This window comes from Vineibacter terrae, from assembly GCF_008039615.1.
Classification (GTDB): Bacteria; Pseudomonadota; Alphaproteobacteria; order Reyranellales; family Reyranellaceae; genus Vineibacter; species Vineibacter terrae.
The window spans coordinates 118,961-141,862 of sequence record NZ_VDUZ01000013.1; the positions used below are offsets into that span (position 1 = coordinate 118,961).

Here is a 22,902-nt window from a genome sequence, read left to right on the forward strand (position 1 = left end):
GGAGGGGCTTATGGGCAAGTCAGGAAGAACGGCCACGCTTTGCGGTGCGGCCATCGCGGCATCGCTGGCGATGGCCGCAGCGCCGGCGATGGCGCAGCAGCCGATCAAGGTCGGCCTGCTCGAGGACGTCTCGGGCGATATCGCCCTGATGGGCAAGCCGAAGCTCAACGGCTCGCAGCTCGCGGCCGAGGAGATCAACGCGGCCGGCGGCATCATGGGCCGCAAGATCGAGCTGATCCATCTCGATCCGCAGATGGACAACGCCCGTTACCAGGAATTCGCGCGCCGCCTCTTGCAGCGCGACAAGGTCGACGTGCTGATCGGCGGCATCACCAGCGCTTCGCGCGAGGCCATCCGCCCGATCGTCAACCGCACCGACGTGCCGTACTTCTACACCAACCAGTATGAAGGCGGCGTGTGCGATGCCAGCACCATCAGCATCGGCGCCGTCCCTGAGCAGCAGTTCTCGACCCTGATCCCGTGGATGACCGAGACCTTCGGCAAGAAGGTCTACACCATCGCCGCCGACTACAATTTCGGCCAGATCTCGGCCGAGTGGACGCGCGATTTGATGAAGAAGCTGGGCGGCCAGGTGGTGGGCGAGGAGTTCATCCCGCTGGGCGTGTCGCAGTTCGGCCAGACCATCCAGAATATCCAGCGCGCCAATCCCGACTGGATCATGACGCTCAATGTCGGCGCCTCGCAGGACTCGTTCTTCGAGCAGGCGGCCGCCGCCAAGCTCTCGATCCCGATGGGCAGCTCGATCAAGGTCATGCTCGGCTTCGAGCACAAGCGCTTCCCGCCGCCGGCGCTGGCCAAGATGCATGCCACCGCCAACTGGTTCGAGGAGATCGACACCCCGGCCGCCACCGACTTCAAGAAGCGCTGGCGCGCCAAGTTCCCGAACGAGGCCTACATCAACGACATGGGCTACAACGCCTATACCGCGCTCTTCATGTACAAGACACTGGTCGAGAAGGCGAAGTCGACCAAGAAGGCCGACCTGCGCAAGGTGATCGCCACGGGCGAGGCCTGCATCGATGCGCCCGAGGGCAAGATCTGCATCGACCCGAAGAGCCAGCACACCTCGCATCACATGCGCCTGATCGGTGTCAATCCCGACCACTCGGTGCGCGTGATCAAGGATTTCGGCCTGATCAAGCCGTACTGGCTGGGCGAGATCGGCTGCGACCTGACCAAGAAGGACCCGAAGGAGCAGTATACGCCGACCAGCCTGCCGAAGAAGTAATGGAATCCTCCCCCAACAGAGTTGGGGGAGGTGGCCGAAGGCCGGAGGGGGATCCGACGTGGTCTTCGTGGCATAGACCACGTCGGCTCCCCTCCGCCCCTTCGGGGCACCTCCCCAACTTCGTTGGGGAGGAAGCGCTTCTGTGACCTGAGCCCAGACCCCATGTTCGCTGAAATCTTCTCGATTGCGTTTCAGTTCGCCGACGTTTTTGCCTTCCTGATCCTCGCGGCCGCCGGGCTTGCCATCATCTTCGGCATGATGGGCATCATCAACATGGCCCATGGCGAGTTCATCACCTGCGGCATCTACGTCACGGTCATCTGCGTGCAGCACGGCGTGCCGCTGCCGCTGGCGCAGGCGATCGGCGCCCTGTCCGCCGGCCTGGTGGGCATCGTGCTGGAACGCACCATCATCCGGCACCTCTATCACCGGCCGCTCGACTCCATCCTGGCGACCTGGGGCATAAGCCTGATGGTGACTCAGGGCATGCTGATCGTGCTCGGCTCGAGCTGGCAGGGCATCGGCACGCCGCTGGGCAGCTTCGCCGTGGGCGGCTACACCTTCTCGACCTACCGCCTGGTGCTGTTCGGCGCCGCCGTCGGCGTGCTAATCGGTCTGTACCTGATCTACATGCGCACGAACTACGGCGTCATGGCGCGCGCCACGATGCAGAACGCCGACATGGCCCGGGCGCTGGGCGTGCGCACGCAGCGCATGTACGCGATCAGCTTCGGCCTGGGCGCGGCCCTGGCCGGGCTGTGCGGCGCCCTCTATGCGCCGACCATGACGCTGATACCGACCATGGGCATCACGTTCATCATCGAGTCGTTCGTCACCGTGGTCGTGGGCGGCGCCAACGTGCTGCTGGGGACCGCGCCGGCCGGCATCCTGCTGGGCGTCGTGCGCACGATCCTCAATGCCTGGTATGGCCAGATCGCGGGCCAGATCGGCTTGCTGATCACGGTCATCATCGTGATCCGGATGCTGCCGGAAGGCGTGTCCGGCTGGCTGTCGCGTCGGGGAGGATGAGCTGGTCCCATGACCCCGATGCTGAATGTGCTCAACGGCCCGCAGACGCTCGGCAACGGGCGTTTCTTCTGGACCGGCTTCGTGCTGGTCCTGATGTTCGCTCTGGGCTACCCGGCGATATCCGACCCCTATGACGTCGGCAATATCGCCTACCTGCTGCTCTCGACCCTGACGGCGCTGGGCCTCTCCCTGATGTGGGGCTATGCCGGCATGTTCTCGTTCGGCCAGACTGCGTTCTTCGGCGTGGCCGGCTACACCTACGGCGTGATCTCGATCAACCTCGGCGCCAGCGGCGGGCTGACCTTCCTCTGCCTGCTGGGCGGCGTGGCCGTGGCGGCCCTGTTCGCAGCGCTGCTGGGCTACTTCCTGATCTACGGCCGCGTGAGCGGCGTCTTCTTCGGCATCGTCACCTTCGCAACGACCCTGGCGTTGGCGGCATTCTTCGGCCAGACGGCGGGCCCGGAATGGGCGATCGGCAAGGCACGGTTCAACGGCTTCAACGGCATGATCGGCATGCCGCCGCTGGAGCTGCCCTGGCTCGACGACAACATCGTCCTGGAAGGCATCGCCCTTTACTACTTCGTGCTCTGCCTGGTGCTGGTGGTCTATCTCGGGCTGCGCATCCTGGTGAACAGCCGTTTCGGCAACGTCCTGGTCGCGATCCGCGAGGATCCGCTGCGCACCGAGCTGCTGGGCTACGACGTGCGCAAGTACCAGCTGATCACCTTCGTCGTCGGCAGCGCGCTGGCGGCGCTGAGCGGCGGCCTCTACACGGCCTGGGGCCAGTTCATCCCGCCGGCGTCGATGGGGCTGCCGGCGGCGGCGATGCCGATCATCTGGGTCGCCTTCAGCGGCCGGCAGGACCTGACCGCGACCCTGGTCGGCACGTTCCTCCTGCTGCTGGTGTTCCAGACGATCACCGTCTACAGCCAGCAATACGCCCTGATCCTGATGGGCTTCCTGCTGCTGATCACGGTCCTGCTTGTGCCGTCGGGGTTCGTGATCGGCGTCGGCCGCCTGCTCGGGCGGCTGGGAAGAGGTGTCACGTCATGACGGCGATCCTGGAGACCCGCCAGCTGCACAAGCATTTCGGCGGCCTGTCCGCGGTCGCCGATGTGAGCATCACGGTGATGGCCGGCGAGATCCACTGCCTGATCGGGCCCAACGGCGCGGGCAAGAGCACGCTCTTCAAGCTGGTGGCCGGCACCTACGCGCCGTCCCAGGGGGAGGTCCTGTTCCGGGGCGAGGACGTGACGCGCCGCAAGCCCTATGAGCGGGTCGGCCGCGGCATGAGCATCAAGCTGCAGGTGCCCAGCGTCTTCCGCGAGCTGCCGGTGGCGCAGAACCTGGAGATCTCCCTGCAGCGCACGTGCCGGGGCGCGGCGATGGAGGCGGAGAAGGCGCGCCTGCTGGAGTTCCTGCAGCTGCAGGACGACGCCGGCAAGCCGGCCGGCTTCCTGGCGCACGGCCAGCAGCAATGGCTCGAGATCGGCATGGCTCTGGCGCTGCAGCCGACGCTGCTGCTGCTGGACGAGCCCACGGCCGGCATGTCGCCGCAGGAGACCGAGCGCACCGGCGAGATGATCAAGAGCCTCAACGCGCAGGGCATGACCGTGCTGGTCGTCGAGCACGACATGACATTCGTGCGTCAGATCGCGCAGCGCATCACGGTGCTGCACCTGGGCCGCGTCTTCGCCCAGGGCAGCACCGACGAGGTCATCGCCGACCCGCGTGTCGAGGAGATCTACCTGGGGAAGGGCCATGGCCACTGAACCCGTTCTCGAGGTTGTCGACCTGCGGGCCAGTTACGGCAGCACGCCGGTCCTGCGCGGCATCGACATGCGCATCGGCAAGGGCGAGATCGTGAGCCTGATCGGCCGCAACGGCGTCGGCAAGACGACCACGATGCGCTGCCTGATCGGCCTGCTGCGCGCCACCTCGGGGCAGATCCGTTTCCAGGGCGAGCTGATCACGGACCTGCCGGCGGATGAACGGGCGCGCCGCGGCATCGGCTATATCCCGCAGGGCCGCCAGGTGTTTCCGCGCATGACGGTCGAGGAGAACTTGTGGGTAAGCCGCCTGGTGGGCCGCGGCGACGGCCGCCGGCTCACCGACCTCGTCTACCAGCACTTCCCGATCCTGAAGGAACGGCGGCGCCAGTCGGCCGGCACGCTCAGCGGCGGCCAGCAGCAGCAGCTGGCCATCGGCCGCGCCCTGGTCGGCAACCCGTCGCTGATGCTGCTCGACGAACCGTCGGAAGGCATCCAGCCCTCGATTGTCCAGATGATCTGCGAGGTGCTGCGCTCGATCCGCGATCAGCTCGGCACCACGATCCTGTTCGTGGAGCAGAACCTCGATACCATCATGGAGATCAGCGAGCGTTGCTATGTGGCCGACAAGGGGAGCATCATCGCCGAGATCGGCCGCGACCAGCTGCAGACGCGCGATGCCGTGCGGCAGCATCTGCTGATCTGAATCGGGACAGGGGAGGGCAGGCGATGGACCTCAATCTCAAGGGGATGAAGGCGCTGGTGACGGGTGGCACCAAGGGAATCGGCCGCGCGACCGCCGCGCTTTTCGCGGCCGAAGGCTGCAGCGTCGCGGTCTGCGGCCGCGACGCCGGGGCGGTGGACCAGACGGTCAAGGACCTTGGCGCCAAGGGCGTGCAGGCGCATGGGCAGGCATTGGATGTCGCCGATGCCGACGCCCTGAAGGCCTGGGTCGAGGGCTCGGCCAAGGCGCTGGGCGGCATCGACATCCTGATCTGCAATGTCAGCGCGCTGGCCGTGGGCGACACGCCGGAGAGCTGGGAGAAATCCTATCGCACCGACATGATGCACACGGTGAACGCCGTCGCCGCGGCGCTGCCGCACCTGGAGAAATCCAAGGCCGCCTCGATTGCGATCGTGTCCAGCGTGTCCGGCTTCGAGGTCGATTTCGCGGCCGGCTCGTATGGCGCCACCAAGGCGGCGCTGATCCACTACGCCAAGGGCCTGAGCCAGCAGCTGGCGGCCAAGGGCGTCCGCGTCAACGCCGTGTCGCCCGGCAATACCTATTTCGACGGCGGCATCTGGCAGAACATCGAGAAGAGCATGCCGGACCTCTTCAAGTCGACGCTGTCGGTGAACCCGTCCGGCCGCTTCGGCACCGCCGAGGAGGTCGCCTACGGCGTCGTGATGATCTCCAGTCCGCTGGCCAGCCGCATCTCCGGCACCAACCTGGTGATCGACGGCGCGCTGACCAAGGCGGTGTAGGCCGGAGCCGCACGACCGCACGTTTAGTCATCCCGAGCGCAGCGAGGGATCTCCTGCGAATAGCACACCGTGCGCCATGCCGCGGGAGATCCCTCCGCTGCGCTCGGAATGACGGAGGGGCCCTGCGCTCGACCGCGCATCACGCTACCGCGGGCGCCGGCTGGCAGCCGGCGCGTCGCCGCCCAGCTCCTCGCGCCAGTAGAAGCGCGCCGTCTCCATATGGCGCTGCATGAGCGCAACGCCCTTGCGCGTGGCGCGGGCGCGGATGGCGTCGACGATCTTGTGATGCTGGCGATGCGAGGCCCGGCCGCGCCGCAGGACGGCGAAGTAGCGGCGCCGGCGGGGCAGGGTCAGCTCGTAGAAGGCGTTGAGCACCCGCACCAGGATGTCGTTGTGCGCGGCCGCGACCAGGGCCAGATGGAACGCCTGGTCCTGCTCGGCGATGTTGCCGCCTGCCGCCAGAACCACGTCGGTCTGCTCGAGAACCTGCTGCAGTGCCTCGAGGTCGCTGTCCTCGCGCCGCAGGCAGGCCAGCTCGATCGCCGTGCGCTCCAGCGAGGCACGCACCTCCATGGTCTGCGCGATCTCGGCCTCGGTCGGCGGGAAGCCCAGGCTCGACAGCAGCACCAGGGCTTCGAAGCTGGACTGGGCGCGCAATTCGCGCACGTAGATGCCGGACTGGGGGCGCAGCTCCACGACGCGCAGCGAGGCGAGCGTCGCCAGGGCCTCGCGGACGGCGTTGCGGCCGACGCCGAAGCGCTCGGCGAGCTCGCGCTCGGAGGGCAGGCGCTCGCCCGGCTGCAGGCGCCGGTCCGCCATGAAGCCCATGACCTTGGCGATGACCGCCCGGCCGCTCTCGGTGCCCGTCCACATTTCGGTTGACACTCTATCACCACTGGCCGCTACTGTCTGGAAAATTGGTAGGACCAGATTGGTCCCTCCACAGAGGAAGCGCAGACGACAGCCCGATCCGCGGCGTTTCACGGAGGCGATGATGTTCGATCAGCCTGCGTCCGACTGGTTGCGCGACAGCGTGCGGGACGAGAAGAGCCGGGGCGTGTTCCGGGTCCATCGCCGCGTCTTCACCGAGCCCGGCGTGCTGGCGCTGGAGCGCGAACGCATCTTCGACCGCTGCTGGCTCTATCTCGGACATGTCTCGGAAGTGGCCGAGCCGGGCAGCTTCGTGGCCCGCAAGGTCGGCGGCCGGCCGCTGATCTTCAACCGCGACCGCAGCGGCGCGATGCATGCCTTCTTCAATTCCTGCCCGCATCGCGGGGCCATGGTGTGCCGCGAACGCCAGGGGCGCTCCAACGGCTTCGTCTGCCCCTATCACGGCTGGAGCTTCGCGTCCGACGGCCGCCTGACCGGCCAGCCGCTGCCGGAATCCTATGCGCCCGACCTGCGGGGCGACCCGTCGCTCAACCTGCACGAGGTGCCGAAGCTGGCCGAGTTCCGCGGCTTCGTCTTCGTCAACTTCGACGGCGCCGCCGACAGCCTGGAGAACTATCTGGCCGGCGCCTGCGAGTACCTGGAGATCGTCTCGCAGCACGGCGAGGCGGGCATGGAGATCCTGCCGGGCAGCCAGTCCTACGGCGCCCGCGCCAACTGGAAGCTGCTGCAGGAGAACAGCGCCGACGGCTACCACGCCAACACCACGCATGCCACGTACTTCGCCTATGTGAAGGCGCGCGACGGGGCGGTGCTCAACAACTATGTCCGCGGCGGCTTCGGGCGCGTGCGTGACCTGGGCAACGGCCATGCGGTCTCCGAGTCGGTGGGGGCCACGCCCTGGGGCCGGCCGGTGGCGCGCTGGATCCCGCCCTGGGGCGAGGCCGGCAAGGCCGAATGCGACGCCATCCAGCGCCGCATGGCGGCACGGCTGGGGGAGGAGCGCGCCGAGATCATCTGCAAGGGCGATCGCAACCTGCTGATCTTCCCCAACCTCGTCGTCAACGACATCATGGCGGTGACGGTGCGCACGTTCTCTCCTGTCGCGCCGGATCGCTTCGAGGTCGAGGCCTGGGCGCTGGCGCCGAAGGACGAGTCGGCGTTCATGCGCGACATGCGGCTGCGCAGCTTCCTGGAGTTCCTGGGGCCGGCCGGCTTCGCCACGCCCGATGACGTCGAGATGCTGGAGCTGTGCCAGCAGGGCTATGCTGCCTGCAGCGCAGTCGAGTGGAATGACCTGTCGCGTGGCGTCCTGGACGAGGACGGCCCGGCGCCAGCCAAGCAGGACGAGCTGCAGATGCGCGCTTTCTGGCGGCGCTGGCACAGCCTGATGACGGGAGCGGCGCGATGAGCGCGGTCAGCCGAGCCGCCGTCGAGGATTTCCTCTTCCATGAGGCCGATCTGCTGGATTCCTGGCGGCTGGAGGAATGGGCGGCGCTGTTCACCGAGGATGCCCGCTACCTCGTGCCGGCAACCGACCGGCCCGACGATTCGCCGGCAAGCTCGCTCTACCTGATCTATGACGACCACGGCCGGCTGGTGGAGCGGGCGCGCCGGCTGCTCAAGCGCGCCGCGCACGCCGAGTTCCCGCACTCGCGCACGCGCCACACCGTCACCAACGTCCGGCTGCTGGAGAACGGCGGCGATACGGCGCGCGTGAGCTGCAATTTCGTCGTCTACCGCAGCAAGCGCGAGGTCATGGACATCTACCCCGGACGCAGCGAGTACGAGCTGCTGGTATCCGACGCAGCCGGGTTCCGCATCCGGCTGAAGAAGTCAGTGCTCGATCTCGAGGCCCTGCGGCCGCACGGCAAGCTCAGCATCATCTTGTGAGGGGGCGCATGGCTGCTGAACGGGCCTTCGAGGGCCGCGTCGCGATCGTCACCGGCGCCGGCCGTGGCACCGGCGGCATCGGGCGCGCCATCGCGCTGCGCCTGGCCGGAGCGGGCGCCAAGGTCATGGTCGCCGACGTCGATGCGCGGATAGGCGAGACCGCCGACGAGCTGCGTGCCGCCGGCGCGCAGGCGCAGAGCCATGTCGGATCGCTGGCTGAGGAAGCCAACGTCCAGGCGATGGTGGATCGCACCATCGACGCCTGGGGCCGGATCGACGTGCTGGTCAACAATGCCGGCGGCGGCATCATCCGGCCGTTCCTGGAGCATGACGGCGACAGCCTGCGGGAAACAATCGCGCGCAATCTGTGGACCGCGTTGTGGTGCTGCCACAAGGTGCTGCCCCACATGGAGCGGCTCAACTACGGGCGCATCGTCAATATCGGCGCCGACAGCCTGCGCACCGGTATCGCCGAGCACGCCGGATACAACGCTGCAAAAGGCGGCGTGATCGGCATGATGACGGCGCTGGCCCGTGAGTTCGCAGGCCACGACATCACCATCAACACTGTGTCGCCCTGCGTGGTGAACACGCCGCGGTTCCGGGCGCTCAAGACCAGCAACCCGGCGCTGGCGGCGCATTTCGAGAGCGTCGTCCCCAAGGGACGTGCCGCGGAGATCGACGAGGTGGCATCGCTGGCCTGCTTCCTGGCGCGCAGCGACTCAGGCTTCATCACGGGCCAGGAGGTCAGCGTCAACGGCGGCAGCGCCATGCCGTAGGCACCGCACAAGACATCGCCGGAAGGGGAGGGGCTCATGGGACGGGGGATGCTGGCGCTCTTGATCGCGTGCGTATGGACAGCAGGCGCGGCGGCGCAGGACTATCCGAGCAAGCCGATCCGCATGATCGTGCCTTATCCGCCCGGCGGCGCGACGGACATCCTGGCGCGCAACATCCAGCAGTCGATGGGCGAGATCCTCGGCCAGCCGATCGTGATCGACAACAAGGCCGGGGCCGGCGGCAGCATCGGCACCGCGCAGGCGGCGCGCAGCGCACCTGACGGCTACACCCTGGTGTTCGGCAATCTCGGGCCCAACGCGATCAACATCAGCCTCAATCCCGACATCGGCTACGACCCGGTCAGGGATTTCGCGCCGATCTCGCTGGCCGCGACCATGCCGCTGTTCCTGGTGGCGCATCCCAATCTGCCGGCGCGCAACGTCGCCGAGCTGATTGCGCTCGCCAAGGCCAAGCCCGGCAGCCTGACATTCGCGTCCGTCGGTGTCGGCTCGGCCTCGCACGTCACGGGCGAGCTGTTCAACAGCATGGTGGGGGTGAAGATCATGCATGCGCCCTACAAGGGTGGCGCGCCGGCGATCAACGATCTGCTGGCCGGGCATGTGTCCGTGATGTACGCCAGCGGCATCGAGGCGACGACCTACATCCAGGCCGGCCGCATGAAGCTGCTGGCCGTGAGCACCGCCGGGCGGTCCTCACTGTTTCCCAATGCGCCTGCGATCAGCGAGACCGTGCCCGGCTTCGATGTCGGTGTGTGGTTCGGCGTGCTGGCGCCGGCCGGCACGCCGCCCGCCATCGTCAGCCGGCTGAACGACGCCATCGGCCGCGCCCTGTCGCGACCCGACGTGCAGGAGAAATTCCGTCAGCTCAGCACCGAACCGGCGGCGACGACCCCGGCGGCGTTCGCGGCCCTGATCGCCAGCGAGGTGGCGCGCTGGGGCAAGGTGGTCAAGGAGTCCGGCGCCAAGCTGGAGTAGGAGGCTGCCGTCGACAGGAAGCGCTCTGTTTCGGGGAGGTGGTGCGCATGACAGCGCGATGCGCTGCCGTATAGGATTGCGCTCACGCAAAGCGATAGAGGCGAGGAAACGATGGACCTGGGGCTTTCCGGCAAGAGCGTCATCGTCACGGGCGGTGGATCCAATATCGGCCGTGCCGTCGTGCTCGGCTTCGCGCGCGAGGGCGCGGACATCACCATCGGCGAGCTTGACGCCGGCCAGGGCGAGGCGGTGGCGCAGGAGGCGCGGCGGCTGGGCGCGGCTGGCGCGCAGGCAGTGGCGACCGACGTGACCGATATGGCGCAGGTGCAACGGCTGGTCGATGCCGCGCTGCAGCGATGCGGCAAGGTCGACGTGTTGGTCAACTGCGTCGGCTGGGACCAGCTGATGTTCTTCACCCAGACGACCCCGGATTTCTGGGAGAAGATCGTCCGGATCAACTATTTCAGCGTGCTGAACTGTACCCGCGCCGTGCTCGAGCCGATGATCAAGGCCGGAAGCGGCGCCATCGTGTCGTTGAGCTCCGACGCCAGCCGGCAGGGCGAGCCGCGCGAGGCGGTGTATGGCGGCATCAAGGCCGGCATCAACGCCTTCATGAAGACGATCGCGCGCGAGAACGGCCGCTACGGCATCCGCTGCAACGTCGTCTGCCCCGGAGTCACGATTCCGGAGACCGACGGCGAGGTGAGCCAGCACAGCATGTGGGCGCGCAAGGGCGCGATGTTCACCGACGAGCAGCTCGAGAAGGTCGCCAAGGCGTTGCCGCTGCGCCGCATCGGCCGGCCCAACGACGTCGCCAATGCTGTCCTGTTCCTGGCGTCCGACGCGGCCAGCTACGTCACCGGCCAGGTGCTGAGCGTGAGCGGCGGCTACAGCATGGTGGGATGAGCCGGGCGCCGCCGCTTGCGGATGCCGCTCAGTATGGCACGGCGATGCGGCCCACCTTCTCGCGGGCGATGATCATCTTCTGGATCTGCTCGGTGCCGTCGCCGATCATCAGGCCCAGGATGTCGCGCATCCGCTGCTGATGCGGCAGGTCGCGGCTGAAGCCGGCGTGGCCGTGCGTCAGAAGGCAACGATGCGCGGTCTCGAACGCGGTCTTCGGCGCCCACCATTTGCACATCGCGGCCTCGGCCGTGTGCGGGCGTCCCTGGTCCCGTAGCCACAGCGCCTTGTAGCACAGCAGCCGCGCCGCGCTGAGCAGCGTCTCGGCCTCGGCCAGCGGCTCGGTGACACCCTGATATTTCGCCAACGGGTTGCCGAACGCCTGGCGCTCGGTGATGTAGGCCCAGGTTTCGTCGAGCGACGCGCGCGCGGCGGCCAGCACCTGCAGCCCGATCAGGGCACGGCTGTAGTCGAAGCCGTTCATGACCTGGTGGAAGCCACCACCGTCGTGGCCGATGCGGCAGGCTTCGTCAACACGCACGTCGTCGAAGAAGATCGAGCCGCGTCCGACCGCGGCCGACCCGACATCGCTGAACGACGTGCGCGAGACGCCCGGTGCGTCCAGCGGCACCACGAAGGCCGTCACGCCTCGGGCACGCTCACCGGCCTGGCCTGTGCGCGCGAAGACAATGGCGTGATCTGCTTGCAGGGCAAGCGAAATGGATGTCTTCTCACCGCGCAGAACATAGCTTGTGCCCTCGCGCCGAGCGCTCATCGCGAGACTGGCGGCATCCGAGCCGCCGCTCGGCTCCGTCAGGGCCAGCGCCACGATCGTGTCGCCGGCGATGATCCTGGGCACCAGGACGTCGGCGACGTCGGCCTGCGCGTGGCTCGACAGCAGGATGCCCAGCAGCGAGCCCAGCAGGCAGATGTAGCCCACGTTCATATCGGCGTATGACACTTCCTCCATTACGATGCCCGCCGTCACGCCACCGGCCTCGAGGCCGCCGAAGCGCTGTGGCAGCTCCGGCCCGATCAGGCCCAACGCACCCATCTCGCGCACCAGGGCGCGATCGATGAAGCCATCGGCTTCGCGCGTGGCGTAGCCCGGCGCCAGCTTGTCGCGCGCGAAGCGGCGCGCGGCCTCGCGCATGGCTTCCTGTTCAGATGTGAAGTCAAAATCCATGGACGCTTCTTCTCCCTTGATCGAACGCACCGGCGCGCGACGCTGAGCTTGGCATGCACTATGCATGACACCAGGGCTGCGCACACCCGATGCCGAGTGAGCCCCGAATTCGATCAATGGTGATTCTCCGGAGGGATGCGGCCGCCAGCCCACTGTGCGATGCCGTGGGTACTCGCTTCTTTTCCTCGCCGCGATCGTTCGTCGTGACTTTTGTGTGGCCGCTTTCCGTAATCCCAGCTGCGTCATCCTTCGCCGTAAACTGGCCTCAAAGTGAAATCACGTTCGCACCGGAACTTCTTCACGATGCGCACGTTGTTGCGGCGCGACTGATATCAAACACAGAAAGGCTACAGGTTTCACGGTCAGTCAGCATCAAGGGCGGCAGATGCGCGATGTTCGATAGCCGGCCGGCGACAAGAGCAAGGGCGCATCGTCCGCACATTCGCTTCACACTTCAGCCACAGACATCGGTCACTTCAGAGTTCGCGGTTTGAACGGCGTTGGGCGCGGCGAGCCGCGTGGAGCGAAGCCGCTGGACGGGAAAAATTTGGTCGAGGCCTCGATGACGCATCAGCGCGCGCAGGGACAGGAGACAGCCTTACGGCGCCAATGGGAACGATATGATTCGCAAGTGCCTGCTTCCCTCGTTGGTCGGCGTGAATTGCCTGATGCTGTCGGCCTGCGGGCTGCCGGAGATGTTGTCGCGTCCGTTGTCCAAATCGACTGCCGTGCGGCCGGCGTCTTCCAGCGCCACGCAGCGCAAGCCGCCGCAGACGGGGGCATCGACGGCAAGTGTCGCCAGCCCGAAAGGGGCGGATCCCGCCGCCGGCGCCAAGGGGGCAGGCAGCAGCGCTGCATCGGTCAACCTGATCGGGTTGGGCGAGCAGGAATTGCGCGCGAAGCTGGGTCCGCCGGTCACGGAGGAGGAACGTCCTCCGGGCAAGATTTGGCGGTATCGAACGGGAGGATGCACCCTGAACGTTTCACTGTATCCGGATGTCCAGACCAGGAAATTCGGAACGCTGACCTATGAGGTGAAGAGCGATGACGACACCGATGAAGGAAAGCGCAACTGCCTGGCCGATCTACAATCCCGCGCCCAGGCCCGTTGACACGATCACGTCCGGCGATCGCGTGCGGCTCGTCTTTGTCGATGACGATGACGACTATCGCGAGGTGGTCGGCGCCGAGCTCGTCGACCACGGCTTCGACGTTGTCTCACTGGCCGATGGCTCGGCGATGCTTGATTACCTGGCCGGTGGCGGTGGGGGCGACGTGATCGTGCTCGACTGGAACCTGCCCATCACGCCGGGCATCGACCTGCTGCCCAAGCTGCAGCGTCGCGGGATCCACTTGCCGATCGTATTCTTGACCGGCCAGTCCTCGCGGGCGCACGAGAACCTGGCGCTCGAGCGTGGCGCGTTGGACTTTGTGGACAAATCGCGCGGCGTGGGCATATTGGCCAAGCGCATCCGGCTGATTGTCGAGGCCGGCAAGCAGCCGCAGGAGATGCAGGCTGAAGAGATCCTGCAGTGCGGCCGGCTGGTCCTGCGGCCGCGTGTAAGCCGGGCCTATTGGAATGATGTCGACGTCAACCTGACGCTGACCGAATTCAACATCGTGCGGTTGCTGGCCTCCAGTGTCGGCGAGTATGTGACGTATCGGGCCGTGTATGACTGCATGCACCACGTCGGATTCATCGCCGGGAGCGGCGAAGATGGCTACAGAACAAATGTCCGCTCTTCCATCAAGCGGATTAGGAACAAGTTCCGCGCCATCGATTCCGACTTCGGTGAAATCGAAAACTTCCCTTCCTTCGGTTATCGCTGGGGCCGGGCCAGCACGCCCTCGGCATAGGGTGCTCGCGGGGGCGCGCCGCCTGGGCGCGTCCCTGACGCTCAAACTCGTCGCGATTGTCGGCATCTTCGTTGCGTTGCCGATTGTCCTCTACGGCCAGTTCGAGAGCGTCGATCGCCAGACGCGCGATCTGGTCACGCGCAGCATCCAGGACCGCAGCCGATTGATCGCGCAGGCCCTGACGCCGGTCCTGGCGAAGATGGCGTCGCCGGTGCAGGACGTCCTGAATGCCGAGCTGCAGAAGTATGGAGCCGACGGCACCATCCTGAAGCTGATGCTGCAGCCGGCCGTGGGGCAGGGCGATCGCGCCTTCTACTACCTTGCCTCGGCCCCGCATGTGTCGGCCGGCCAGGTCGGCGCCGAGCTAGACGAGCTGGCGCAGCGGGGGATCCTGAAGCGGCTTTCCGAATCGTGCATCTGGGACGCGACGGCCGAGATCCGCTATCGCCAGCCGGACGGAACAGTCGAAATCCTGACATCGCTGATTCCGATCAAGACGGAGGCGGGGTGTTGGGTGCTGGTGTCGGCGCATGCCACGTCCGAATTTCTCAGGACGTCGATCGGCCGGCCTTACTGGCAGACACGCGAGGTGCGGATCGCGGCCCTGATCTACCTGATCCTGGCCGTGGTGACGGTGCTGGTCGCGGTCAGCATTCGCCGCAGCTTGCGGCGCTTTCGTGATGTAGCACATGAGATTCGCGAAGGCCGGATCGGCGAGTATGCGTTCAGCAACCGCAACGTCGTGCCGGAACTGTCGAGCGTGGCTCGCGATTTCGACCGCCTGGTGCTCGACCTGCGGCGGGTCGCCCGTGATATGCGCCAGACGGCCGAAGACAACGCGCATGCCTTCAAGACGCCGCTGGCCACCATCCAGTCGGCGCTCGAGCCGATCCGCCGGCGGGTGCCGGCCGACGACGAGCGTTCGCAACGGGCGCTCACCATCATCGATTCGTCGGTCGACCGCCTGAAGGCGATGGTCAACGCCGCGCAACGGCTGGAGATCAACACCGCCGACCTGATCGACGCGCCGCGTCGGCGCATCAACATGACCCAGCTCGTGGGCGATTCGCTGGTGCATTATCGCGAGGTGCTGGCCGGCCGCCGGATCCGGCTTGTCCGGCGTCTGGACGACAACGTGATGGTGCGCGCCGGCGCCGGCATGCTCGAGGTCGTGCTGCAGAACATCCTCGACAATGCCATCAGCTTCTCGGCGCCGGACAGCCGCATCATCGTGACGCTCAGCGCGACGGCAGAGGTCGCCGATCTGCGGGTCGAGGATGAAGGACCGGGCGTCGCGGCCGAACGGCTCGATCGCATCTTTGAGCGCTACTTCTCCGTGCGTCCGAAGCTGGTGCAGCCGGTCGAGACCGACCAGGCGGTGCGGTCGGCGGAGAACGCGGGCCTGGGCCTCTGGATCGTTCGGCGCAACATCGAGGCGCTGGGAGGCCGCGTCACCGCCTCCAACCGCATGGGGGGCGGCCTGTGCATCCGCGTCACATTGCCGTGCAATACCGCCGGCTGATCTGACAGGCGGGGCTGGCGCAGGGCCTTGCTCCTCGCTGCGCCCGGGATGACAGCGCTGATTTTCCGGACAGGGCATGAAGGCGCCGCTGCAGCGCGACGCCGGCGAAGCACATTTTGATCACTGGTGAGCCCGCAGGGTGGGTCATAGCTTCAATGATCAGCCACCATCGCTTCGGGATTGCGACATGGATACCATTGCCGATCTAGCTCGATTCCGTGTCCAGGGGTCGGCGGTCATCCATCCGGTGATCCTGTCGGGTGGCTCCGGTACACGGCTATGGCCGCTGTCACGCGCTGCCTATCCCAAGCAGCTGCTGCCGCTGCTCTCCGAGCGGACCATGCTGCAGGAGACCGCGCTGCGCAGCATGACCGATGTCGGCTTCGCCGCACCGATCGTGATCTGCAACGACGAACATCGCTTCCTGATCGACGATCAGCTCCGCCAGGTGGGCGTGGTGCCGCAGCAGCTCATGCTCGAGCCGGTGGCGCGCAACACCGGTCCGGCGGTGGCTGCGGCTGCCTTGTGGCTGATCGCGCGCGACCCTGACGCGCTGATGCTGGTGCAACCCTCCGACCATGTGATCGGATCGGTTGCCCGCTTCCACGAGGCGATCGCACGCGGTGTCGGCGCGGCGCAGAGCGGCAAGCTGGTGACCTTCGGCATCAAGCCCGATCGCCCCGACACCGGCTACGGCTACATCCAGACCGGGCAAGCCCTGGAGGACGCCGAGGGTGTGTTCCTCGCCGACCGGTTCGTGGAGAAGCCCGACCGGGCCACCGCGGAGCGCTTTGTCGACAGCGGCGTCTTTTCGTGGAACAGCGGCATCTTCCTGATCGGCGCCCGGCACTTCCTTGAAGATCTCGGCCGGCTCAATCCCGAGATGCTGGCGGCTTGCGAGCGGGCGGTCCACAAGGGCACCGAGGATCTGGGCTTCTTCCGGCTCGACGCCGCAGCGCTGTCAGAGGCGCCGTCGTTGTCGATCGATCGTGCCGTGATGGAGCGCACCGATCGGGCCGCCGTCGTGCCGGTCGACATGGCGTGGAATGATCTCGGCTCGTGGCGGGCGCTGCAGGCCCTTGGCTGCCAGGACGGCGACGGCAACGTCGTGCAGGGCGACGTCATTCTTGATCGGGTGCGCAATTCCTATATCCGGTCCGACAGCAAGCTGGTGGCGGTCATCGACGTGGAGGATGTGGTGGTCGTGTCGACCGACGATGCGGTCCTGGTGGCACGGGCCGATTCGGCGGCCGAAGTTTCGGGCATCGTCGAGCGCCTGCGCCGGGAGAACCGGTCCGAGCCGATCCAGCACACCACGACATACAGGCCCTGGGGCTACTACCGCACCGTCGACGCCGGCAGCCGTTTCCAGGTCAAGCGGATCATGGTCAAGCCCGGCGCCAAGCTCAGCCTGCAGATGCACTTCCATCGTGCCGAGCACTGGGTGGTGGTGCAGGGCACCGCGATGGTTGAGCGCGGCGACGACCGCATGCTGGTGCGCGAGAACGAGTCGATCTACATCCCGATCGGCACGGCGCATCGGCTGGAGAATCCCGGCAAGCTGCCGCTGCACCTGATCGAGGTGCAGTCGGGGCCTTATCTCGGTGAGGACGACATCGTTCGCATCGCCGACAATTACGGCCGGGCCTGACCTCTGCCACCGCCGATGCATCGCAGGGTGAGTGGCGCCACGCCACGAGGGTATGCGGCCCCGTGGCCAGGGCTGGTCTATGGCTTTTTCAAGACCCTTCGACGCCCCCGTTTTGGTCACAACATTGCTGTGCGGTTTGTTGTTAGAGGACTGCCATCCCAACATGGGTGCTGCGGGGACCGGGATCGCCGCAGCTTCAACAACCAAGATCATAGGTGATGGTATGGCCAACGTCAGGATCGTTAAGTCGATTCCGCGTCGTGGCCTGGTTGCGGCAATGGCCGTTGTCGCAGCCGGCGCCGCCGGCATGACGACAGCGCGAGCACAAGTCTCCGACACAACGCCACGGGGCGGCCAGCCTCCCGGCGCTACGATCGACCGGTCGTCGGACTACAAATTGGGCGGCGGTGATCGCATGCGCATCATCGTCTACGGCCAACCCAACTTGACCGGCGAATACGTGCTGGACGGTAGCGGTGCGCTTTCGTTTCCGCTGATCGGCCAGGTCCAGGCAATGGGCATGACGCCCAGCCAGCTCGAGCACGCGATCGTGTCGCGGCTGCATCCCGACTATCTGCGCAACCCCAGTGTCAGCGTCGAGGTGATGACGCGCCGGCCCTTCTACATCGTTGGCGAGGTACGCAATCCCGGCAGCTATCCTTACGTATCCGGCATGACGGTGATCAACGCCATCGCGCTTGCCGGCGGGTTCACGTACCGCGCACGCGAAAGCTCGTTCTATATCAAGCGTAACGACAGGAACGGCCAAAGCGGCCGCATCGATGCCAATCAGGAAACGCCCGTCCAGCCCGGTGATGTCATCATGGTCAGGGAGCGATACTTCTGATGAACCAGCTTCCCGATCGAGTCCGCGGGCGCCGCCGCGTCGTCGCGCGTGAACGAGTCGTCGCCCTCGATCCGATGCCGTATGTGCCGCCGGAGCGCGAGCAGGACTTTCTCGAGACGCTGCGGCGCTTGTGGCGGCACCGGTACCTGATCATCGGCTGCGCCGTTTTCCTGGGCGGTACGGCGGCCGCCGTCGCGATGTCGATGCCGTCGATGTATGTTGCTGAGTCGCGCGTCCAGGTCGGTGTCCCACCGGTGCGCTACCTGAATGTCGAGGCAATCGTATCCGACGTCAGCCCCGACCAGGAGCGGGTCACCAACGAGGGTTTTGTCATCCAGTCGCGCGACCTCGCCAAGCAGGTGATCAATCGCTTGAACCTGGTGAAGGATCCGGAGTTCAACCCGGAACTGCAGACGCCGTCGCGCTGGTCTCGCTACACCGACATCGGGCAGCTCGTGCCCAAGTCCTGGCTCGCATGGCTGAAGGGCATCAAGGGCGGCGGCGAGGACAAGGCGCCGTCGGCGATCGATCCGGTCGCCGCGCGCGATAGTCATATGATCGATGTGCTGCTGTCCCGGGTCGACGTGTCGGTCCTGGGCCGCTCGCATGTGCTGGGCATCAAGGTCTCGTCGGCCAACCCGCAGACCGCGGCCGCGATCTCCAATGCGCTGGCCGATATCTATCTCGATTATCAGCGGCAGGAGAAGGTCAAGGCCTCGGAGCGGGTCGAGAAATTCCTCACCGGCCGGATCTCCGAGCTGCGTGAGCAGGTCCGCAAGTCGGATCAGGCAGTCGAGGAGTATCGCAAGCGCTACGGCCTGTACAAAGGCCAGAGCAGCGGCGTCACCTCGCAGCAGCTCACCGAGCTGAACACGCAGCTGATCCAGGCCCAGACGGCCAAGACCGAGGCCGAGTCGCGCCTGGCCGAAGCCCAGGCCCTGCGCAAGGGCGGCATGGGCGGCGAGAGCGTGCCGGAGGTGCTGCGCTCATCACTCGTGAGCTCGCTCAAGCAGCAGCAGGCTGATGCAGAGCGCAAGGCGGCCGAGCTGGCGGCAGCCTACGGGCCACGGCATCCGCTGATAATCAATGCACGGTCCGAGATCGCCAACATCCGGGCGCGGGTCGCGGCCGAGGTGGCCAAGGTCATCGATGGCCTGGCGCGCGAGGCGAGGGCCGCCGAGGCGCGGTATGATGCTATCGCTCAGAGCTTCGATCAGCTCAAGGGTCAGATGGGCAATGTGAACGAGCGGGCCATCGAGCTTGATGCGCTGGAACGCGATGCGGCCGTCAACCGCAATCTGCTCGAGGCGATGCTCAACCGGGCCAAGCAGACGATCGGGACCGAGGAGATCCAGCAGGCCAACGCCAAGCTGGTGTCGCCTGCGTCCATGCCCGCCGGCCCGTCCTTCCCACCCAAGGCGCTGCTGGTCTTCCTCGGCGCGGTCGGCGGCATATTGGTCGGTGCTGCTGTCGCACTGATGCGCGAAGGGGCCGACCGGACGTTCCGGCGCGCCGATCAGATCGTGGCCGCCACCGGGCTGCCGGTGATCGCGATGGTGCCGCAGCTCACGGGCGGCACGCCGCCGCAGGTCCACGTGCTGCGCAAGCCCACGTCGCCCTTCAGCGAGTCGCTGCGCCGGCTGCATATCGGGCTCGAGCTTTCCGAGGTGGCCGAGTCGCCCAAGACGATCCTGGTCACGTCGGCGACGCCGGCCGAGGGCAAGTCGGTCCTGGTGGCGTCGCTGGGGCGGCTGCTGGCCAGCAACGGCAAGCGGATCCTGCTGGTCGACTGCGACTGGCGGTGCCCCAAGCTGCACCAGCTTTTCCGCTGCTCCAACCGCAACGGGCTGGCCGGGCTGCTGACCAGCGAAACCGCGGCGCTGGACGATTTCGTGCACCATGACGCGCTGTCGGGCGTCGACGTGGTCACCGCGGGCGAATGGACTCCGCAATCGACGCACCTGCTGACTTCGGAGCGCATGCGCATCGTGCTCGATGCGCTGGCGCCGGACTACGACCAGATCATCCTCGACACGCCGCCGGTCCTAGTGGGCGCCGAGGTGCTGGCCTTCACCCGCATGGTGGAGAAGGTGGTGTTCGTCGTGCGTTGGGGGCACACGCGCCGTGAAGCGACCCTGGAAGGCCTGAAGCAGGTCATCGAGGCGCAAGCCGACGTGGCCGGCGTGGTGATGTCGCGCGTCGTTCCCAAGCAGTACAAGCAATATGCCTACGGACATGCCAGCTACGAATACGCACGTCCGGTGATGGCACGCATCGGATAAGTGACGCATGCAGCCGCCCGAGGTTCTGTTCGTCACGCAGTACTACCGTCCCGAGCTGATCGGATCGGCGCCGTTCAGCGCTGATCTGGCTGAGTGGCTGGTCGGGTGTGGCCGTCAGGTGACGGTGCTGACCGGCCTGCCGCACTACCCGGCGTCGGAAGTGTTCCCGGCTTATCGCAAGGGGCGGGGGATGCGTGAGGTGTTCAACGGCGTGATGGTCGAGCGCCTGGGTGCCTGGGTGCCGCGCCGGCGGTCGGCGACGGCGCGCATCATGGGGGAAGCCTGGTTCCTGATGAACGGGGCCTTCGCCCTGGCGACAGGGCGGATCGCCCGCCATGCCGTGGTGCTGTCGCTCTGTCCGTCGATTCTCAGCGTCGCGCTGGGCGCGATGGCACGCCTGCGCGGCGGTCGCAGCGTCGCCATCGTGCATGACATCCAATCCGGGCTTGCCAGCGGGCTGGGCATGGTCGGCAACGGTTGGTTGGCTCGCGTGATGCAGTCCTGCGAGCGGATGGTGCTCAACCGGGCCGACCTCGTCGTCGTGCTGTCGTCGGAGATGGCTGACGAGCTGCGGCGGATCGGCGTGACGGCGCCGGTCGAGGTCGTGCCGATCTGGGTCGATACCGACCAGGTGCGTCCCATGCCGGCGTGCCACGACGGCAAGCTGACCGTTCTCTACAGCGGCAATCTCGGCAAGAAGCAGGGGCTGGGCCAGGTCATCGACATGGCCGAGGCGTTGCAGTCGCGCCGCCCCGATATCGACATCGTGCTGCGCGGCAACGGCAACCAGGCCGAGGCGCTGCGTCAGCAGATCGCCGAGCGCGGCCTCGCCAACACCAGCCTGGCGGAGCTGCTGCCGGATGGCAGCCTGAGCGAAGGCCTGGCGGTCGGCGACATCCACCTGGTGCCGCAGGACCCCGATACGGCGTCCTTCGCCGTGCCATCCAAGGTGTTCAATATCATGGCTGCGGGCCGGCCGTTCGTCGCCACCGCTCATCCGGGCAGCCTGCTCTGGCGGTTGCGCCATCGCAGCGGCGCCTTCATGTGCGTGCCGCCCAACGACGCTGGCGCCTTCGCCGAAGCCATCGTGCAGCTCGCCGACGATCCCGAGCTGCGGGCCGACCTGGGCGAGCGGGGGCGCCAGTTCGTGGAGCGGCACGTCGCCAAGCGCAAGGTGCTGGGCGATTTCGTGACCCGGCTGGACGCGCTCTGTGCCCGCAGCTAGCGCCGGGACAATGTCCCACCTGCTGGTTCTGGAGCCCGACTCCGAAGGACATCCGCGGGAGTGGCTCGAGCACCTCGTAGCCTATGCGGCCGCGCAGCCGCGGCTGGGGGTCACCTTCGTCGTCGCACCCGACATGGGCGCGCATCTGACGGCGAACCTGTCGTCGGCCACCCGCGATCGCATCCAGGTCGTGCCGCTGCAGCCCTACGAGCGATGGCTGTGCACACGCCGGCTCTTGAGCTTGGCGGCGTTCGCGCGGTGGTGGGTCATGCGGCGCTACCTGCATCGCACCGGCGCGCAAGCCGGCCATTTCCTGTCGTTCGACCATCTGTGCCTGCCGCTGGCGCTGGGGCTGGGCACCGGCGGCCGCCCCGTCTCCGGCATCCTGTTCCGGCCATCGGTGCACTATGCGGCCTGGGGCACCTACCGCCCCAGCGCCGGCGAACGGCTGCGCGATCTGCGCAAGACGGCCCTGTACCGCCTGATGCTGATGAACCGCAGCGTCAGGGCCGTGCTGTCGCTTGATCCGTACTTTCCACTTCATGCCCAGCGCCTCTATCGGCACGGAAGCAAGGTGCAGGCCGTGCCCGACCCGGCCTATCCGCAGTCCGCGACCTTGCGCCACGAGACGGGAACAGCGACGCCGGCCGATCGTATCGGCTTCGTGCTCTTCGGCTATCTGACGGAGCGCAAGGGGCTGATGGTGCTGCTGGATGCCCTCGGGCGGATCGGCCCGGCGGCATCGGCACGGATCGCGATCACCATCGCCGGCCGGATCGAGCCGGCGCTGCGCGATCGCGTCACCGCCTGCGTGGACGCGCTGCGCCAGTCGCATCCAGACCTGGTGCTGCGCATCGATGACCGATGGTTGCCGGCGCGGGAGCTCGATGCCCTCGTCAAGGCAAGCCACGTCGTGCTGGCGCCGTATCAACGGTTCGTCGGCTCCAGCGGCGTGCTGCTGTGGGCGGCACGTGCCGGCCTGCCGCTGCTGACCCAGGATTTCGGGCTGCTGGGGCGGCTCGTGCGCGACCATCGGCTCGGCCTCACAACGGACACGACCGATCCTGTCAGTCTTGCGGCAAGCATAGAGCGCATGGCCGCGGCGGGACCGGACACATTCATGGATCCGCTTGCCGCGCAATCGTTCGTCGCGGCGCGCACGCCGCACAACTTTGCATCAACGGTGATGGGAAGCCTGTGCTGTGACGCGCAGGACGTTGAACGCGCTGCGTAATGTCGGCGATTTGCTGCGTTGAACAGCCCTAACTTGATCACAAGACCCGCCGCCCGTCGATATGGAGAATCCTGGGGAGTCACGCGGAACATCCGTGATCGGAAGCG

At 66.8% G+C, this 22,902-nt stretch carries 21 protein-coding genes; 19 read left to right on the plus strand and 2 right to left on the minus strand.

The annotated features are described in order from the left end of the window. Positions 1 to 10: 10 nt before the first annotated feature. From FHP25_RS13755 to FHP25_RS13780, 6 genes are all read left to right on the plus strand, one after another. Complete coding sequence (locus tag FHP25_RS13755; protein ID WP_147847506.1) at positions 11 to 1,249, plus strand: urea ABC transporter substrate-binding protein; 1,239 nt, start codon at positions 11 to 13, stop codon at positions 1,247 to 1,249. 162 nt (positions 1,250 to 1,411) lie between these two features. After that, on the plus strand, positions 1,412 to 2,278 hold the full coding sequence (locus tag FHP25_RS13760) for an ABC transporter permease subunit (RefSeq protein ID WP_147847507.1): 867 nt from the start codon (positions 1,412 to 1,414) through the stop codon (positions 2,276 to 2,278). A gap of 18 nt (positions 2,279 to 2,296) precedes the next feature. Beyond that, positions 2,297 to 3,331 (plus strand): ABC transporter permease subunit, encoded by a 1,035-nt coding sequence (locus FHP25_RS13765; protein WP_147847554.1) that lies wholly within the window; start codon positions 2,297 to 2,299, stop codon positions 3,329 to 3,331. Continuing rightward, the gene (locus FHP25_RS13770) at positions 3,328 to 4,050 is read left to right on the plus strand and encodes an ABC transporter ATP-binding protein (protein ID WP_147847508.1); all 723 of its coding nucleotides are present in this window, start codon (positions 3,328 to 3,330) and stop codon (positions 4,048 to 4,050) included. Before FHP25_RS13765 ends, FHP25_RS13770 begins: the two co-directional genes overlap by 4 nt. Further along, complete coding sequence (locus FHP25_RS13775) at positions 4,040 to 4,753, plus strand: ABC transporter ATP-binding protein (protein ID WP_147847509.1); 714 nt, start codon at positions 4,040 to 4,042, stop codon at positions 4,751 to 4,753. Before FHP25_RS13770 ends, FHP25_RS13775 begins: the two co-directional genes overlap by 11 nt. Before the next feature lie 23 nt (positions 4,754 to 4,776). After that, entirely contained in the window at positions 4,777 to 5,532 is a 756-nt protein-coding gene (locus tag FHP25_RS13780; RefSeq protein WP_147847510.1) for an SDR family NAD(P)-dependent oxidoreductase, read from the plus strand. A 144-nt stretch (positions 5,533 to 5,676) separates the two neighbouring features. On the opposite strand, the gene FHP25_RS42265 is transcribed toward FHP25_RS13780, so the two are convergent. Next, positions 5,677 to 6,417, minus strand: a complete 741-nt coding sequence (locus FHP25_RS42265; protein ID WP_178133518.1) for a FadR/GntR family transcriptional regulator — start codon at positions 6,415 to 6,417, stop codon at positions 5,677 to 5,679. 109 nt (positions 6,418 to 6,526) lie between these two features. On the opposite strand from FHP25_RS42265, the gene FHP25_RS13790 reads away from it, so the two are divergent. From FHP25_RS13790 to FHP25_RS13810, 5 genes are all read left to right on the plus strand, one after another. After that, a complete protein-coding gene (locus tag FHP25_RS13790) occupies positions 6,527 to 7,831 on the plus strand; it encodes an aromatic ring-hydroxylating oxygenase subunit alpha (RefSeq protein ID WP_147847512.1) in 1,305 nt (434 codons plus the stop codon). After that, a complete protein-coding gene (locus FHP25_RS13795; RefSeq protein WP_147847513.1) occupies positions 7,828 to 8,313 on the plus strand; it encodes an aromatic-ring-hydroxylating dioxygenase subunit beta in 486 nt (161 codons plus the stop codon). The genes FHP25_RS13790 and FHP25_RS13795 overlap by 4 nt, the downstream gene beginning before the upstream one ends. Before the next feature lie 8 nt (positions 8,314 to 8,321). Beyond that, the gene (locus FHP25_RS13800; RefSeq protein WP_147847514.1) at positions 8,322 to 9,092 is read left to right on the plus strand and encodes an SDR family NAD(P)-dependent oxidoreductase; all 771 of its coding nucleotides are present in this window, start codon (positions 8,322 to 8,324) and stop codon (positions 9,090 to 9,092) included. 36 nt (positions 9,093 to 9,128) lie between these two features. Further along, positions 9,129 to 10,088, plus strand: a complete 960-nt coding sequence (locus tag FHP25_RS13805; protein WP_147847515.1) for a Bug family tripartite tricarboxylate transporter substrate binding protein — start codon at positions 9,129 to 9,131, stop codon at positions 10,086 to 10,088. A gap of 111 nt (positions 10,089 to 10,199) precedes the next feature. After that, the gene (locus FHP25_RS13810; RefSeq protein WP_147847516.1) at positions 10,200 to 10,994 is read left to right on the plus strand and encodes an SDR family NAD(P)-dependent oxidoreductase; all 795 of its coding nucleotides are present in this window, start codon (positions 10,200 to 10,202) and stop codon (positions 10,992 to 10,994) included. A gap of 28 nt (positions 10,995 to 11,022) precedes the next feature. On the opposite strand, the gene FHP25_RS13815 is transcribed toward FHP25_RS13810, so the two are convergent. After that, entirely contained in the window at positions 11,023 to 12,294 is a 1,272-nt protein-coding gene (locus tag FHP25_RS13815) for an acyl-CoA dehydrogenase family protein (RefSeq protein WP_218578369.1), read from the minus strand. 503 nt (positions 12,295 to 12,797) lie between these two features. Between FHP25_RS13815 and FHP25_RS13820 the strand changes: the two genes are divergently transcribed. The 8 genes from FHP25_RS13820 to FHP25_RS13855 all read left to right on the plus strand — a co-directional run bounded on the left by FHP25_RS13820 (position 12,798) and on the right by FHP25_RS13855 (position 22,795). Continuing rightward, positions 12,798 to 13,289 carry a hypothetical protein gene (locus FHP25_RS13820; protein WP_147847517.1) on the plus strand — a complete coding sequence of 164 codons (492 nt, stop codon included), beginning with the start codon at positions 12,798 to 12,800 and terminating at the stop codon, positions 13,287 to 13,289. Further along, positions 13,222 to 14,034, plus strand: a complete 813-nt coding sequence (locus tag FHP25_RS13825; RefSeq protein WP_147847518.1) for a response regulator transcription factor — start codon at positions 13,222 to 13,224, stop codon at positions 14,032 to 14,034. Before FHP25_RS13820 ends, FHP25_RS13825 begins: the two co-directional genes overlap by 68 nt. Position 14,035: 1 nt before the next feature. Then, positions 14,036 to 15,556: a sensor histidine kinase gene (locus tag FHP25_RS13830; RefSeq protein ID WP_178133519.1), complete on the plus strand. Its 1,521-nt coding sequence runs from the start codon at positions 14,036 to 14,038 to the stop codon at positions 15,554 to 15,556. A gap of 187 nt (positions 15,557 to 15,743) precedes the next feature. Continuing rightward, positions 15,744 to 17,207: a mannose-1-phosphate guanylyltransferase/mannose-6-phosphate isomerase gene (locus FHP25_RS13835; protein WP_147847520.1), complete on the plus strand. Its 1,464-nt coding sequence runs from the start codon at positions 15,744 to 15,746 to the stop codon at positions 17,205 to 17,207. A 223-nt stretch (positions 17,208 to 17,430) separates the two neighbouring features. Next, complete coding sequence (locus tag FHP25_RS13840; protein WP_178133520.1) at positions 17,431 to 18,054, plus strand: polysaccharide biosynthesis/export family protein; 624 nt, start codon at positions 17,431 to 17,433, stop codon at positions 18,052 to 18,054. Further along, a complete protein-coding gene (locus FHP25_RS13845; protein WP_147847522.1) occupies positions 18,054 to 20,336 on the plus strand; it encodes a GumC family protein in 2,283 nt (760 codons plus the stop codon). The genes FHP25_RS13840 and FHP25_RS13845 overlap by 1 nt, the downstream gene beginning before the upstream one ends. Positions 20,337 to 20,343: 7 nt before the next feature. Beyond that, a complete protein-coding gene (locus tag FHP25_RS13850; protein ID WP_147847523.1) occupies positions 20,344 to 21,561 on the plus strand; it encodes a glycosyltransferase in 1,218 nt (405 codons plus the stop codon). A 10-nt stretch (positions 21,562 to 21,571) separates the two neighbouring features. Further along, positions 21,572 to 22,795: a glycosyltransferase gene (locus FHP25_RS13855; RefSeq protein ID WP_147847524.1), complete on the plus strand. Its 1,224-nt coding sequence runs from the start codon at positions 21,572 to 21,574 to the stop codon at positions 22,793 to 22,795. Positions 22,796 to 22,902 lie beyond the last annotated feature (107 nt).

Bases quoted from the DNA above. Each gene is read 5' to 3' on its own strand.
- FHP25_RS13805 (WP_147847515.1), top strand. From the start codon at position 9,129: ATGGGACGGGGGATGCTGGCGCTCTTGATCGCGTGCGTATGGACAGCA.
- FHP25_RS13855 (WP_147847524.1), top strand. From the start codon at position 21,572: ATGTCCCACCTGCTGGTTCTGGAGCCCGACTCCGAAGGACATCCGCGG.
- FHP25_RS13780 (WP_147847510.1), top strand. From the start codon at position 4,777: ATGGACCTCAATCTCAAGGGGATGAAGGCGCTGGTGACGGGTGGCACC.
- FHP25_RS13800 (WP_147847514.1), top strand. From the start codon at position 8,322: ATGGCTGCTGAACGGGCCTTCGAGGGCCGCGTCGCGATCGTCACCGGC.
- FHP25_RS13810 (WP_147847516.1), top strand. From the start codon at position 10,200: ATGGACCTGGGGCTTTCCGGCAAGAGCGTCATCGTCACGGGCGGTGGA.
- FHP25_RS13775 (WP_147847509.1), top strand. From the start codon at position 4,040: ATGGCCACTGAACCCGTTCTCGAGGTTGTCGACCTGCGGGCCAGTTAC.
- FHP25_RS13770 (WP_147847508.1), top strand. From the start codon at position 3,328: ATGACGGCGATCCTGGAGACCCGCCAGCTGCACAAGCATTTCGGCGGC.
- FHP25_RS13765 (WP_147847554.1), top strand. From the start codon at position 2,297: ATGCTGAATGTGCTCAACGGCCCGCAGACGCTCGGCAACGGGCGTTTC.
- FHP25_RS13850 (WP_147847523.1), top strand. From the start codon at position 20,344: ATGCAGCCGCCCGAGGTTCTGTTCGTCACGCAGTACTACCGTCCCGAG.
- FHP25_RS13825 (WP_147847518.1), top strand. From the start codon at position 13,222: ATGACGACACCGATGAAGGAAAGCGCAACTGCCTGGCCGATCTACAAT.
- FHP25_RS13760 (WP_147847507.1), top strand. From the start codon at position 1,412: ATGTTCGCTGAAATCTTCTCGATTGCGTTTCAGTTCGCCGACGTTTTT.
- FHP25_RS13755 (WP_147847506.1), top strand. From the start codon at position 11: ATGGGCAAGTCAGGAAGAACGGCCACGCTTTGCGGTGCGGCCATCGCG.
- FHP25_RS13795 (WP_147847513.1), top strand. From the start codon at position 7,828: ATGAGCGCGGTCAGCCGAGCCGCCGTCGAGGATTTCCTCTTCCATGAG.
- FHP25_RS13820 (WP_147847517.1), top strand. From the start codon at position 12,798: ATGATTCGCAAGTGCCTGCTTCCCTCGTTGGTCGGCGTGAATTGCCTG.
- FHP25_RS13845 (WP_147847522.1), top strand. From the start codon at position 18,054: ATGAACCAGCTTCCCGATCGAGTCCGCGGGCGCCGCCGCGTCGTCGCG.
- FHP25_RS13790 (WP_147847512.1), top strand. From the start codon at position 6,527: ATGTTCGATCAGCCTGCGTCCGACTGGTTGCGCGACAGCGTGCGGGAC.
- FHP25_RS13835 (WP_147847520.1), top strand. From the start codon at position 15,744: ATGGATACCATTGCCGATCTAGCTCGATTCCGTGTCCAGGGGTCGGCG.
- FHP25_RS13840 (WP_178133520.1), top strand. From the start codon at position 17,431: ATGGCCAACGTCAGGATCGTTAAGTCGATTCCGCGTCGTGGCCTGGTT.